Origin of the sequence: Pseudomonas sp. MEJ086 (genome assembly GCF_030209025.1) — a bacterium.
In the GTDB taxonomy this organism is placed as follows: Bacteria; Pseudomonadota; Gammaproteobacteria; order Pseudomonadales; family Pseudomonadaceae; genus Aquipseudomonas; species Aquipseudomonas fulva_A.
On the sequence record NZ_JARVSV010000006.1, the window covers coordinates 124,840 to 137,091 of the forward strand.

A 12,252-nucleotide genomic window follows, 5' to 3' on the forward strand; every position below is an offset into this window, starting at 1 on the left:
CAACAGGAGCTTTCTTCATGTTCAACAGTGGAATCAGCGAGTCGGCGGTGGAGACCTTCGCCAGCCGCGAGCGCGAGCGTTTTCTGCAGCGCAACCCGAAATCCGTCGAGCTGGCCAAGCGTGCTCGCAAGTCGCTGTTCGGCGGGGTGCCCATGCACTGGATGAGCGACTGGTCGATGCCCAGTTCGCTGTTTGTCAGCCGTGCCAAGGGGGCGCGCTTCTACGATGTCGACGGCCACGAGTACATCGACTTCTGCCTCGGCGACACCGGCAGTATGTTCGGCCACTCGCCCGATCCCATCGCCCAGGCCATCGCCGAGCAGGGCGCCAATGGCCTGACCACCATGCTGCCCGGTGAGGATGCGGTAATCGCTGGCGAACTGCTTGCCGAGCGCTTTGGCCTGCCGTTCTGGCAGGTGGCGACCACCGCCACCGACGCCAACCGCTTCGTGATCCGCTGGGCGCGCGCAATCACCGGGCGCAAGGTGTTGCTGGTGTTCGACGGCTGCTACCACGGCACCGTCGACGATGTGATGGTGCGCTGCAAGGAAGGCCGCACCGTGCACCGCGGCGGCCTGATCGGCCAGGCGCGCAACCTGGCCAAGACCAGCCGGGCCGTGCCCTTCAACGATGTGACCGCGCTGGAGGCGGCACTGGCCCAAGGCGACGTGGCAGCGATTCTCTGTGAGCCGGCGATGACCAATATCGGCATGGTGCTGCCCGAGCCGGGCTTCATGGAAAAGGTTCGCGAACTGAGCAAACGCTACGGCAGCCTGCTGATCATCGACGAAACCCACACCATCTCCACTGGACCTGGCGGCTGCACCCGCGCCTGGAGCCTCAAACCGGACTTCATCACCCTCGGCAAGCCCATTGCTGGCGGCGTGCCGTGTTCGGTGTACGGCTGCAGCCATGAGATGGCGCAGGCCATGCGCCTGGCCCAGCAACACGCCAGCGAAACCAGCCACGGCCATGGCCATAGCGGCATGGGCACCACCTTGTCGGCCAACGCCCTGGCCATGCACTGCATGCGCGTCAACCTGGAGCAGGTCATGACCCCGGCAGCCTACGAGCACATGCTGCCGCTGGCCGCGCGACTGGCCGCTGGGCTGCGCCAACTGATCGCCAAGCATGGGCTGAACTGGTCGGTCACCGAGCTGGGCGCGCGCTGCGAATTCCAGTTCTGCGCCACCTCGCCGAAAACCGGTGCCGAGGCAGAAGCGGCCTTTCATGACAGCCTGCAGATGGCCTTGCACCTGTACCTGATCAACCGTGGCATCCTCATCACGCCGTTCCACAACATGACCCTGTGCTGCCCGGACACCAGCGCCGCCGATGTCGACACGCTGCTCGCCACCCTCGATGAGGGGCTGACCGAGCTGCTGGCGATGCCAGGTGCGCGTGCCTGACCTGTACGGTCGATTGACTGGCATGATCCTCGTGCCACGCCGTGAAGGTGGGGCAGGGGACCAGGCCGGTGTTTCCTGCCATTTTTTTACGAGAGCTGACCATGCAATTCGCCGACATTCAGGAAGCCCGCGACTTTCTCGCCGCCCACCCCGAGGTGCGCAGCATCGAGCTGATGCTGATCGATGCCAATGGCGTGCCGCGTGGCAAGCTGCTGCACCGTGATGAGCTGCTGGCGATCTATGAAAATGGCCGGCCACTGCCCAGCTCGATTCTGGCCTTGACCCTCCAGGGCGAGGATGTGGAGGCCACCGGCCTGGTCTGGGAAGTGGCCGATGCCGACTGCTGGACCTACCCGCTGCCCGGCAGCCTGACCCTGCAACCCTGGCGCAGTACGCCCACCGGGCAACTGCAGGTGAGCATGCACCCGACCCAGGGCCTGCCCGCCACCCCTGCCGACCCTCGGCATGCCCTGGTGCGGGTGATCGAACGCCTCAAGGCCGACGGCTTTCATCCGGTGATGGCCGTGGAGCTGGAGTTCTACCTGCTGGACAAGCAGCGCGATGCCACGGGCCGTCCGCAACCGGCTCTGCAAATGAACGGCGTGCGCCCCCAGGCGCCGCAGGTCTATGGTGTCTACGAGCTGGAGCAGTTGCAGCCGTTCCTCGACGATCTGTATGCCGCCTGCGAAGTGCAGGGCCTGCCGGTGCGCACGGCGATTTCCGAGTACGCGCCGGGCCAGGTCGAGTTGACCCTGGAGCACCGCTTCGATGCGCTGCAGGCCATCGACGAAGGCATTCGCTACAAGCGCCTGGTCAAGGGCGTGGCCAGCCAGCACGCGCTGCAGGCCTGCTTCATGGCCAAGCCGTTCGGTGATCTGGCCGGCAGCGGCATGCACCTGCACGTCAGCCTGGCCGATGAGCAGGGCAACAACCTCTATGCCAGCGAAGACCCCCAGGGCGCACCGCTGCTGCGCCACTCCATTGGCGGCATGATGGCCACGCTGCTCGATTCCCTGGCGATCTTTTGCCCCAACGCCAACTCGTTCCGCCGCTTCCAGGCCAACAGCTATGCGCCGCTGGCCAAGAGCTGGGGCGTGAACAACCGTACCGTGTCGTTCCGTGTGCCAGGTGGCCCGGCCAACAGCCGTCACATCGAGCACCGCATCTGTGGCGCCGACGCCAACCCGTATCTGGCGGCAGCGGCGATTCTCGCCGGCATCCATCACGGCATTCGCGAGCAGATCGACCCGGGCGCGGCCATCGTCGGCAACGGCTACGAGCAGGCCAGCGAATTCTTGCCGACCGACTGGCTCACAGCACTGCGTGCCCTGGAACAGTCCGGCTGGGCCAAAGAAGCCCTGGGCGAGGCATTTCTCAAGGTGTTTCTGGCGATCAAGCAGACCGAATACCGTCAGTTCATGGCTGAGGTCGGTGAGCAGGATTGGCGCTGGTACCTGCACCACGCTTGAGTGGGCGTAGATGGCCGGCAACGCCGCGAAAACTGCGGTTCCTGAGCCCAGGGCAGTCAGTGGTGAATGCTGGCGTGGATTTGCACGAAGCGAAACCGCTCTTCTCGCAGTATGATGGCGTATAGCTATGTCATGGGGCGCGTTCCTGGCGCGCCCGCATGATGCTGCGCATCGTCGGGAGAGGGTATGGGCACGGATCCGCTGAGCAAACCGCAACTCAAGGAACTGGTACGGCGAGTCATCGTCGCCCAGGGCAATGCCTTCATCAAGGAGCTGCTGCGTGGCACCGGTGTCAGGATCGGCGCGACCAAGGAAGACTTCGCCGCCAACCTGGATGCGGCCATCGATGCCGATGAGCTGACCCAGGAAACCCTGGAGGCCTGGCTGGCGGAAGTCGAGGGCTGGGGCGATCAGCACCTTTATCTGATCCAGCCACCCCAGGTCGAGAGCGGCGCGCTGGCTGCCGGTATCGCGGCCAGCCCCCATGCCGCAGCGCTGCATGCCAGTGCCAGTCTGGACTTCCCCGAGGCCTTGGAGTTGAAGCACATCGACCTGAGCGAGGGCGGACTGTCGATGGTCTGGCACCAGTGCAAGGCGGGCTGGAATCGCTGGAAACCCAAGGATTTCGTCACCGAGGAAGGGTTGGAGCGTTATCGCTTCGATGCCTATCGGCAGCGGCTGGACCGCAGCGTGGTGCGCTACGAATGGCGCTTCGGCGATCCCTACTGCGCGATCCTCATCCACCGTAACCCCGAGATCGACCACAAGGCCGTGTTCAAGGATGTGCGCATGACCCTGGCGGCGATCGGCTGCCCGGACACCGCTGCGCTGCCGATTCCCCTGGACCAGGCGGTGAAGGTGGCGGCGATGAAGGGCAAGGGCGTGCACTCCACTCGCTTCGAACTCGATGGCGGTTATGTGGAAATGGCCTCGACCCTGGCCGAAGGTGGAATCGAAGCCGTGGAGCCGGTGCGCGTGGTGCTGCAGGCCGTGGATACCGGCCAGTTCGACAGGGCCCAGGGCATGCTGCATTTCGCTGCCGAAGAACATGGCACCAGCCGCCGTATCGCCGTTCAGGTCCATGGCCGTGAGGCGCGGCTGCGGATCTGGGCGCAATGCAAGCGCGAGGACATCGTGCGCATCGTCGAGCTGCTCTGGGAGTACAACAACGCACCATGAGCCCCTCACTGCACAGCCGCTGGCAAGCGGAGATCGACCGGCGCCTGGAGCAGGGTGTCGAACTCGAGTTCACCCTCGCGCAGTTCGCCAGCGCGGTGGATGCCCCGGACAGCGATACAAGCCTGCTGGCGTTCCTGGATAGTCTGGTGGCATCAACGGCTGCCCGCACAATCGAGGCCTATCGCTGCCCGGTACGCGGCTGCGGCCGAGTCCTGCCACCTGGCGAACCGCCTGCGTCATGCCCTTATTGCCATACCGACTATCTGCTGGAAGGCTGCGAGGCCGTCGTCGAGCATTTCTATCGGCTGCTGGGCCAGACCAGTCGCGATATCCGCTGGGTGATCGTCATCCATGGCATGAACAGCCGCGCCAAATGGCAGGAAGAGTTCAGCTGGGAAATCGCCAATCGCCTCAGCTATTCCGCCCCCGTGCTCATCTACAAATACGGCTGGGCGACCATCGATGTGTTCACGCGCTGGCTGCACCGCCGACTCGCCAGGCGGCTGGGAGAGCGAATGAGGATCGCCATCCGGCAGGCGGAGAAAAGCCGGCTGCCCGCCCAGCCGGACATCATCGCCCACAGTTTTGGCACGCTGTTGCTGTCGCGCGTGCTGGAGGATGCGGATTTCGCCGACCTGAAATTCGGCCGCATCATCACCGCAGCGAGCATCGTGCGGCCTGATTTCGACTGGGATCGGCTCGTCGGCGAGGGCCGGGTGGAAGCGGTGCTCAACCATGTCGGCGGCCAGGATGGTGCGGTGCCCTACGCGCAATACGCCATTCCCGGGGCAGGGCCTGGCGGCGTGGCAGGTTACGACGCGCAGGCGGCTCTCAACGTGCGCACTGACACCTACCGCCACTCGGGCTTCTTCATCCCGGAAAATTTGCGCGTGCTGATATCGCATGAGGGACTGTGGCACGGCTTTCTGACCCGCCCGCTAGCGCATTTCAGACCGCCTGGCCGCTTCGTACCCGAGTCACCATGGCGCCCGGCCCCGCTGCCGGCGCGCATCCCCATACGCCTGTTGGCCTATGTGGTGTTCTGCCTGCTGGCGCCGTTCTCCTGGCTGCGTCGGCGGCTCGATCCCTGATCGAGGCTCGAGAACATCGTTGCGCGATAGTGGCAACGACCGAACGCCAGAGGTCTTGCGATCCTCTGGCGTTCGACGGGGAGCAGGAGCTGCGGGTGCGCCCCGGTATCAGTTGCTCGGCCGCTGCTTGGTCGAGTCCAGCTCGGCCTTGCTGGCGGTGGTGATCTCGGTGATTTGCGCGGACTTGGCGATCGCGTAGTCGAAGGTGTCCTGCATCTTGGCGATGGCTTCGGTCGAGGTGCCCTTGAGCCCGCCACTGGCTGCCCAGTCGAGGTTCCAGACCCCGGAGAGATCGTCCGCGCCGGCCACGTCATGGGTCTCGATGGCAGTGAATACGTCAGGATGACGCTGCATGTACTTGGCTGCCTCGACGACGTCACTGGGCACCTTGCCCGACGTGTCGTTGGCCAGTTGCGAGACTTCCTGTTTGGTAATCGCACCCTTGCCGTTCTGGCGCATGTAGTCGGCCAGGGTTTTGCTGGACTTGGCGATGTCCAGCTTCGCATCGAATACCGATGTCGACGAACTCGGAGTATTCGGGTTACCGCCAGTCGGTGAAACGGTAGTAGACATCGGCCCTGCTCCCTCAGTGGATTGATGACGCGTGGCAGCGATACTGCCTTCACCACGGACGTTATCAGCAAGCAAATGGCCACTGCGCGTCGCCTTCACAGCAATTCGCAACTGCACGAAGATTTCACAGCGTTTCACAGGTTGCGCACGTGACGAGTGCCAGATCGACGGGCGCAGTTCCGTCCTTCGAGTGGCCCTGCGATCTCCCGTTGCCCGCAACGGATGGCCGCGCTAGATGCGCGGTGCGCTCTTCACGGTCGACAGCGCTCGTTCGATGGCCTCGTGTGGCGTCGTGGCGTGGGGCTGCTCGACGTAGTTGTACTTGCTGTTATCGAGAATCAGCATCTGCGCTTTCTTGGTCAGCTTGTCGACGTCATAACCCAGGTCGATACAGGCCCCCAAAACGGCCAACATGGCCTGCTCCAGCACCATCTCACTCTGCGTAGCCATATCTGCACCTCGATCAGGGCCCGTAGCCGGCCGGAAGAAAGGCTCGAAAGGATTCGAGCGCTACTGGTGAGGTATGACTGCGCACGAACCAGAAGGATTCAGCTCATATCGACGCGAAATGAAGTTTGCCGATGAAGCGTCATGCCGCTGCTGCCAATGGCCCTTTCCGGTCGACCAGCAGCGCCGCTGCGGCAGTCCCGGTGGATGAGAATAGCGAGCGATCGCACAGTGCCGCGGGCCGCATGGTGCTAACATTCGCGCCGCCTTTCGCAGTGCCGCGCTCGTCGCGTAGGGGTTATTGCCAGGAAGGCTCTCCATCCACATCACGGACATGCATTGAGCAGACGATGAAAAAAATTGCAGGAATAGCGGTAGGCGTAGTGGTAGCCGTTGGCGTGCTCAGCACCGCCGGTGCCTGGTACACCGGCACTCAGTTGCCGGGTGTTTTGCAGAACGCCATTGCAGAAGCCAACCAGCAGAGCCAGGACGCGCTGCTCGGTTCGGGCGCCACCGCCAAGCTGGAGCTGGTGTCGCTGGAAACCCGCCTGTTCACCAGCACCGCTCGCTACCGCCTCACCTTCGACGCGCCGGACAAGGAAAACCTCCCCAGACACATGGAAGTGCTGCTGGTGGACAACATCGAGCACGGTCCGCTGCCTGCGTCGCGCCTCAAACGCCTCAATCTGTGGCCGGTCATGGCTGCCAGCAACTACGCACTGGAAGCCAACGAATACACCCAGAAGTGGTTCGATGCCGCCAAGGGCGCTGCGCCGCTCACCGGTCAGGGCAGCCTGGGCTACGACGGATCCACCAGCGGTACGCTGGTGCTCACCCCGCTGGACTTCGCGCCGACGCCGACCTCCACGGTCAAGTTCTCCGGGCTGACTCTGGACGGCGAAGCCAGCAAGCATGCGGTCGCATTCAAGGCCGTTGGCGCCATGGACAGCCTGCTCGTGACCGCGACCGACAGCGAGGGCGCACCCATTCAGGTCGAGCTGCGGGGCCTGACCCTGGACAGCGACCAGAAGCGCGGCAGCGGCGATTTCTACCTCGGTGACAGCGCCCTCAAACTGGCTACCGCGCAGATCAAGGTCGGCGACAAACCCCCGGTCCTGGTCAAGGACATCGCCCAGTTCGGCAGCCTGCAGGAAACCGGCAATGTGCTTGGTGGGCGCATGGGTTATGACATCGGCATGGTCAGCTACGACGGCAAGGACCTCGCCGGCATGCACATGCTCTGGTCGCTGCAGAATTTCGATGCCGCTGCGGTGCAATCCTTGCTCGAGCTGTATCGCGACAAGCTCAAGCCCATCCAGGAGGCTCAGGCCCTTGGTGAGGATGGGCCGGATCTGGCGTTGTCGCCCGAGGACGAAACGCGTCTGAAGGCCGATCTGGAAAAGCTGCTGGCCGCCAAGCCACAGATCGCCCTGGAAAAATTCAGCGTCAAGACCACCAACGGCGAAGCATCGCTGAGCATGGCGCTGGACCTGGCCAAGCCCGAGTCGTTCGAGCAGGCGCCAGACCAGATCGCCAAACAGATGATCGCCAAGCTGGATGCCAAGCTGTCCATCGCCAAGGCCATCATCGGTGATGGCGTCCGTGCCCAGGCACTGATCGAAGGTCAAACCGACGCCAAGGCCATCGAAGACCAGGCGGCCATGTTCACCGAAATGGGCAGCGGCATGGCCCTCGGTACCGGCCTGCTGACTCTGGAAGGCGACACCCTGCAATCGTCGCTGCACTATGCCAACGACAAGGTGACCTTCAACGGCCAGGACATGACCGTCGAAGAGTTCGCCATGTTCGTCATGTCCAAGGCCAATGGCCTGGGCGGTGGCGCTCTGGGTGGTGACGATCAGTCGCAATACGACGACGCCGAACAAGCCTACCCCGAAGGTGGCATCGGCGAGGAAGACTACGACGAAGACGCGCAGCAATAAGCGCGAGGCTCGCGAAGGGCATCAGGCTCGTGAGCAGCATGGAAAAGGCCAGTCATTCGACTGGCCTTTTTCGTGGGCGCTGGTGCGACGCCAGCAGACCTTTGGCGATTCAGCGGGCTGCTTGTGTCCAGAGCATGAGATGTCTGGTCGTGCGCGTATTTGGCCATGCTGCTATTTCCGCCAGCCGGTGCCGTGATCCCCTGAACCTCTCCTGACGTGCACCTCTCGGATGTCATGAGGCCAAATCGTTGGCTTCATCAGAGGTACGCATCATGAACGTCAATGTTACCGACAATGCATGTGACTCGACTCGCGCCACCTATCAGGACGTCCTCAGCGGAGCGGGTTCGTTGCGTGCTCAGCGGCCCATGGAGGAAGACGATGAGCCATTGGAGCAGGACCCGGGTTGGAACACCGACGCCCAGCCGGATGAGTTGCCGCAAGAGCAGCCCGAAGAGCTGCCTCAGGATCCGGGTAGCAGGCAGAGCGAGATCTGACTGATTCTCCTGCGACTACAACGCCCCGCGAACGCCCGGCCAGCAGCCGGGCGTTCGCATTCGAAATCGACCGCTCGGCTGCTGGCCGTGGCTTAAGCGCGTCAGCGCACGGACCGTACCCCGCGAATCTGTAATGTTGCAGAGCAAGGATAATTGGCCAACACCCTGTGTCCGCAAAGCGAGCATAAGCGCTCGGGCAACTCAAGGAGCAGGCTGGGCTGCGTCGCAGTGATGCGTCAGCCTGGCTCTGCAGTTGCACCGCAATGGAATCTGCACGGGAGTGGGGCGTGATGAGCTACCGGGTTCTGCTGGTCGCTGAAGTGGAGCTGTTCAAGGGTTTGCAGGCCGCGTTGAGCGAGTCGCGGGACGATTCGTTCGACTGCGTGGGAGTCGCCAGTCTGTCGGCGGCCGACACTCGCCTCAAGCAGCGCGGTATCGATGCGGTATTGCTGGATGTCAGCCTGCTTGGCGGAGCCAGCCGCGCGCTATGTTCGCGGATGTTCGCGTCGGCGGCGGACGTCCCTGTGTTGCTGCTCGGCGAACCGGACAACACGGGGCTGGCGCGCCAGGCTCAACGCTGGGGAGCTCGCGGCTATGTGCTCAAGGGGCAGACCGGCAGTGGCCTGCTGGCCCGCACGGTAAGCGCGGCCATCCACCGGCAATTGGCTGAAATGCATCGCCTGAGTGCCCGGTCGCGCGCCGAGATCACCCTGGATTGCCTCGGCGACGCGGTGATCGGCACCGATGTCTGTGGCCAGGTGGATTACCTCAATCGCGCCGCCGAGCGTCTGACCGGCTACCAGCGTACGGAGGCCCTGGGCCGGCCCATCGCCGAGGTGATGACGTTGCTCGACGGGGTCACCCGGACTGCCTGCCACAACCCTGTCGAGCGGTTGCTGCGGCGTAGCCAGCGTACGCCAACGGCAGGCAGTACGTTGTTGATGCATAGCGATGGCAGCACCCTGGCCATCGAACAGTCGGCAACCTCGATCCGTGACGGCAAGGGCCCTATCAGCGGTACGGTGACCGTGTTCCGCGACGTCAGTGCCGCCCACGCCATCGCCGCCAGAATGTCGCACCTGGCGCAGCACGACGACCTCACCCAGTTGCCCAACCGCGCATTGCTCAACGACCGTATCCACCAGGCGATCAGCCTCTCCCGGCGCACCGGTAATGCGGTGGCGGTGATGTTTCTCGATCTGGATCACTTCAAGAGCATCAACGACTCACTCGGTCATCACCTCGGTGACAAGTTGCTGCAGGCCGTGGCCCAGCGGCTGTCGGCCTGCGTGCGCGGCTCCGATACGGTGAGCCGTAATGGCGGCGACGAGTTCGTGGTGCTGCTGGCCGGTGATAGCAACGAAAGCAGTGCAGGGCTCACCGCCCGCAAGATCCGCGACGCCCTGCAGATCCCGTATTTCCTCGAAGAGCAACGTCTGCAGATCACCTGCAGCATCGGCATCAGCCTGTATCCCAGCGATGCAGGCGATGCCGAGGCACTGTTGAGAAATGCCGACCAGGCCATGTACTGCGCCAAGGAGAGCGGGCGCAACCAGTATCTGTTCTTTCAGCACGACATGGAGCAGCGCGCCAGCGAGCGCCAGATGGTGGAGCGCGGCTTGCACCAGGCCATCGAACAACGGCAATTACGGCTCTACTATCAGCCTCAGGTGGATCTGCGCAGCGGGCGCATAACCGGTGCCGAGGCGTTGTTGCGCTGGCTGCATCCGCAGTGGGGGCTGACCCTGCCGGAGCGCTTCGTGCCGATTGCCGAGGCCAGTGGCGTGATGGTCCGCCTGGGGCGCTGGGTGCTGCAAGAAGCCTGTCGGCAGGTCGTACGCTGGGAGGCTCAAGGCATCCGCCTGGAAGCGATTTCGGTGAACGTCTCGGCAGCCGAGTTCCGTCATCCTGCCTTCGTTGCCGGGGTGTGCGAAGAGCTGGCCGCCTGCGGTTTGCAGCCTGGGCGCCTGCACCTGGAGTTCACCGAGAGCGTGCTGATGCACGATGCCCAGGCGAGCCAGCGGGTGTTGGGGCAGCTCAAGGAGCTTGGGGTACGGTTGAGCATCGACGATTTTGGCACTGGCTATTCGTGCCTGAGCCTGTTGCTGCTGTTGCCCATGGATTCGCTGAAGATCGATCAGCGCTTCATTGCCGCGATCACTGCGTCGGGCGGCAGCGATCCCATCGCCCGGGCGCTGATCGCCATCGCCACCAGCCTTAAACTCAAGGTAGTGGCCGAGGGGGTCGAGACCTCTGCGCAACTGGCCTTTCTCGATGCTGCCCACTGCGACGAAGGGCAGGGACACCTGTTCAGCGCAGCGCTGAGCGAAGAGCACTTCACCACTCTGATGCAGTCATCGCGGCCGTTGCACCTTCAGCCGTGAGCGCTGCAGCGCGTCATTGGCGCATCGGCATGTAGGACAGCAGGCGGTCGGTTTCCTTTTTCACCACCGCATAGCATTCGCAGCTCATCTGTTCGAGTCGTTTGCGATTGAGCACGGTGATATGCCCGCGGCTGTACTCGATCACGCCCTGGCGCTGCAGCTTGCCGGCGGCCTCGGTAACACCTTCGCGGCGTACGCCGAGCATGTTGGCGATCAGCTCCTGGGTCATGGTCAACTGGTTGCCGGGCAGGCGATCGAGTGACAGCAACAGCCAGCGGCACAATTGCTGGTCGATCGAATGGTGACGGTTGCACACGGCGGTCTGCGACATCTGGGTGATCAGTGCCTGGGTGTAGCGCAGCATCAGTACCAGCATTTCCCCGTGGCGATTGAACTCGTCCTTCAGGCGCTGCCCTTGCAGGCGATAGGCGTAACCACCGCTTTGCACTACGGCACGGCTAGGGGTGCTTTCGCCGCCCATGAACAGTGAGATACCGACCAAGCCTTCGTTACCCACCACGGAGATTTCCGCAGAGGCGCCGCTTTCCATGACATTGAGCAGGGAGATGATGGAGTCGGTCGGGAAGTACACGTGGCGCACGGACTCGCCAGACTCATAGAGCACCTGTCCGAGCGGCAGGTGAACATGTTCCAGGTGTGAAAAGAGCCTCTGCTGGACTTCACCAGGCAGAGCTGCCAACAAGTGGTTCTGCTGCGGTATGCAGTCTTCGGGCATGAAATCCCTTATGAATTATTCGAGTGAGCTCCTCACTATACGCCCGGCCAGCGCGCCGCTCCGTTCGCTGCCGTACATAGTGCCGCAATCGCTCTGCAGCAAGTGCTCGACGCTGATCAGATCCTGGCCACCGTCTAGCAACCGCTGATAGCGCTCGACCAGGCCCGACGAGGCCTGAACGTGAGTGATGGTAGCCGAATCGTCCGGTCGGGCATCGCGCCGAGTCATCCGGATGATGTTGCCCGAACTGTTGGCAATGACGAAGTAGGTGTCGAGCATGCTGATTCCTCGAATGGATTGCCGGTCAGGTCATGCGGTGCCGCTCGAAGAAGCTGACGATCTGCTTGCGCGCCTCGTCGTGGGTCATGTCGTAGCGTTTCTGGATCAGGTTGGTGAGCTTGTCCAGGTCGCCGCCGGACTTGAGCAACTCATCCAGCGTCAGTTCATCCCATACGATCCGCGCCAGACCTGCCAATAGCCGCCATTTTCCCTTGATGATTTCGGTCAGTGGTCTGTTCATGTTC

12 protein-coding genes are annotated in these 12,252 nt (G+C 63.2%); 7 read left to right on the forward strand and 5 right to left on the reverse strand.

Translation table 11 applies throughout. The features are described from left to right. Positions 1-17 precede the first annotated feature (17 nt). The 4 genes from QRN22_RS03955 to QRN22_RS03970 all read left to right on the forward strand — a co-directional run bounded on the left by QRN22_RS03955 (position 18) and on the right by QRN22_RS03970 (position 5,148). Positions 18-1,409: an aspartate aminotransferase family protein gene (locus tag QRN22_RS03955; protein WP_042551770.1), complete on the forward strand. Its 1,392-nt coding sequence runs from the start codon at positions 18-20 to the stop codon at positions 1,407-1,409. A gap of 101 nt (positions 1,410-1,510) precedes the next feature. Then, on the forward strand, positions 1,511-2,878 hold the full coding sequence (locus QRN22_RS03960) for a glutamine synthetase family protein (protein WP_042551769.1): 1,368 nt from the start codon (positions 1,511-1,513) through the stop codon (positions 2,876-2,878). Between the two features lie 186 nt (positions 2,879-3,064). Next, positions 3,065-4,057 (forward strand): hypothetical protein, encoded by a 993-nt coding sequence (locus QRN22_RS03965; RefSeq protein WP_042551768.1) that lies wholly within the window; start codon positions 3,065-3,067, stop codon positions 4,055-4,057. Further along, complete coding sequence (locus QRN22_RS03970) at positions 4,054-5,148, forward strand: hypothetical protein (protein ID WP_042551767.1); 1,095 nt, start codon at positions 4,054-4,056, stop codon at positions 5,146-5,148. The genes QRN22_RS03965 and QRN22_RS03970 overlap by 4 nt, the downstream gene beginning before the upstream one ends. Before the next feature lie 108 nt (positions 5,149-5,256). On the opposite strand, the gene QRN22_RS03975 is transcribed toward QRN22_RS03970, so the two are convergent. Then, a complete protein-coding gene (locus QRN22_RS03975) occupies positions 5,257-5,721 on the reverse strand; it encodes a hypothetical protein (RefSeq protein WP_042551766.1) in 465 nt (154 codons plus the stop codon). Positions 5,722-5,952: 231 nt separating this feature from the next. After that, positions 5,953-6,171: a hypothetical protein gene (locus QRN22_RS03980; RefSeq protein WP_042551765.1), complete on the reverse strand. Its 219-nt coding sequence runs from the start codon at positions 6,169-6,171 to the stop codon at positions 5,953-5,955. Positions 6,172-6,518: 347 nt separating this feature from the next. Here QRN22_RS03980 and QRN22_RS03985 point away from each other — a divergent pair, with 347 nt between their 5' ends. From QRN22_RS03985 to QRN22_RS03995, 3 genes are all read left to right on the forward strand, one after another. Then, positions 6,519-8,111, forward strand: coding sequence for a YdgA family protein (locus QRN22_RS03985; protein WP_179538880.1), 1,593 nt, complete (start codon positions 6,519-6,521; stop codon positions 8,109-8,111). A gap of 272 nt (positions 8,112-8,383) precedes the next feature. Next, positions 8,384-8,608, forward strand: a complete 225-nt coding sequence (locus QRN22_RS03990) for a hypothetical protein (RefSeq protein WP_052493728.1) — start codon at positions 8,384-8,386, stop codon at positions 8,606-8,608. A gap of 290 nt (positions 8,609-8,898) precedes the next feature. Continuing rightward, positions 8,899-10,992 (forward strand): putative bifunctional diguanylate cyclase/phosphodiesterase, encoded by a 2,094-nt coding sequence (locus QRN22_RS03995; RefSeq protein WP_052493727.1) that lies wholly within the window; start codon positions 8,899-8,901, stop codon positions 10,990-10,992. 13 nt (positions 10,993-11,005) lie between these two features. Here QRN22_RS03995 and QRN22_RS04000 read toward each other — a convergent pair whose 3' ends face one another. Genes QRN22_RS04000 through QRN22_RS04010 form a run of 3 tightly spaced genes read right to left on the reverse strand, consistent with a single transcriptional unit; the run spans position 11,006 to position 12,248 of the window. Then, a complete protein-coding gene (locus QRN22_RS04000) occupies positions 11,006-11,728 on the reverse strand; it encodes a Crp/Fnr family transcriptional regulator (RefSeq protein ID WP_042551763.1) in 723 nt (240 codons plus the stop codon). A 15-nt stretch (positions 11,729-11,743) separates the two neighbouring features. Further along, positions 11,744-12,007, reverse strand: a complete 264-nt coding sequence (locus tag QRN22_RS04005; RefSeq protein ID WP_042551762.1) for a hypothetical protein — start codon at positions 12,005-12,007, stop codon at positions 11,744-11,746. A gap of 25 nt (positions 12,008-12,032) precedes the next feature. Next, positions 12,033-12,248 carry a CsbD family protein gene (locus tag QRN22_RS04010; RefSeq protein ID WP_042551761.1) on the reverse strand — a complete coding sequence of 72 codons (216 nt, stop codon included), beginning with the start codon at positions 12,246-12,248 and terminating at the stop codon, positions 12,033-12,035. Between the last annotated feature and the right edge of the window lie 4 nt (positions 12,249-12,252).

Excerpts from the sequence above, each read along its gene's own strand:
- QRN22_RS03955 (WP_042551770.1), top strand. The coding sequence starts at position 18 with ATGTTCAACAGTGGAATCAGCGAGTCGGCGGTGGAGACCTTCGCCAGC.
- QRN22_RS03960 (WP_042551769.1), top strand. The coding sequence starts at position 1,511 with ATGCAATTCGCCGACATTCAGGAAGCCCGCGACTTTCTCGCCGCCCAC.
- QRN22_RS03965 (WP_042551768.1), top strand. The coding sequence starts at position 3,065 with ATGGGCACGGATCCGCTGAGCAAACCGCAACTCAAGGAACTGGTACGG.
- QRN22_RS03970 (WP_042551767.1), top strand. The coding sequence starts at position 4,054 with ATGAGCCCCTCACTGCACAGCCGCTGGCAAGCGGAGATCGACCGGCGC.
- QRN22_RS03975 (WP_042551766.1), bottom strand. The coding sequence starts at position 5,721 with ATGTCTACTACCGTTTCACCGACTGGCGGTAACCCGAATACTCCGAGT.
- QRN22_RS03980 (WP_042551765.1), bottom strand. The coding sequence starts at position 6,171 with ATGGCTACGCAGAGTGAGATGGTGCTGGAGCAGGCCATGTTGGCCGTT.
- QRN22_RS03985 (WP_179538880.1), top strand. The coding sequence starts at position 6,519 with ATGAAAAAAATTGCAGGAATAGCGGTAGGCGTAGTGGTAGCCGTTGGC.
- QRN22_RS03990 (WP_052493728.1), top strand. The coding sequence starts at position 8,384 with ATGAACGTCAATGTTACCGACAATGCATGTGACTCGACTCGCGCCACC.
- QRN22_RS03995 (WP_052493727.1), top strand. The coding sequence starts at position 8,899 with ATGAGCTACCGGGTTCTGCTGGTCGCTGAAGTGGAGCTGTTCAAGGGT.
- QRN22_RS04000 (WP_042551763.1), bottom strand. The coding sequence starts at position 11,728 with ATGCCCGAAGACTGCATACCGCAGCAGAACCACTTGTTGGCAGCTCTG.
- QRN22_RS04005 (WP_042551762.1), bottom strand. The coding sequence starts at position 12,007 with ATGCTCGACACCTACTTCGTCATTGCCAACAGTTCGGGCAACATCATC.
- QRN22_RS04010 (WP_042551761.1), bottom strand. The coding sequence starts at position 12,248 with ATGAACAGACCACTGACCGAAATCATCAAGGGAAAATGGCGGCTATTG.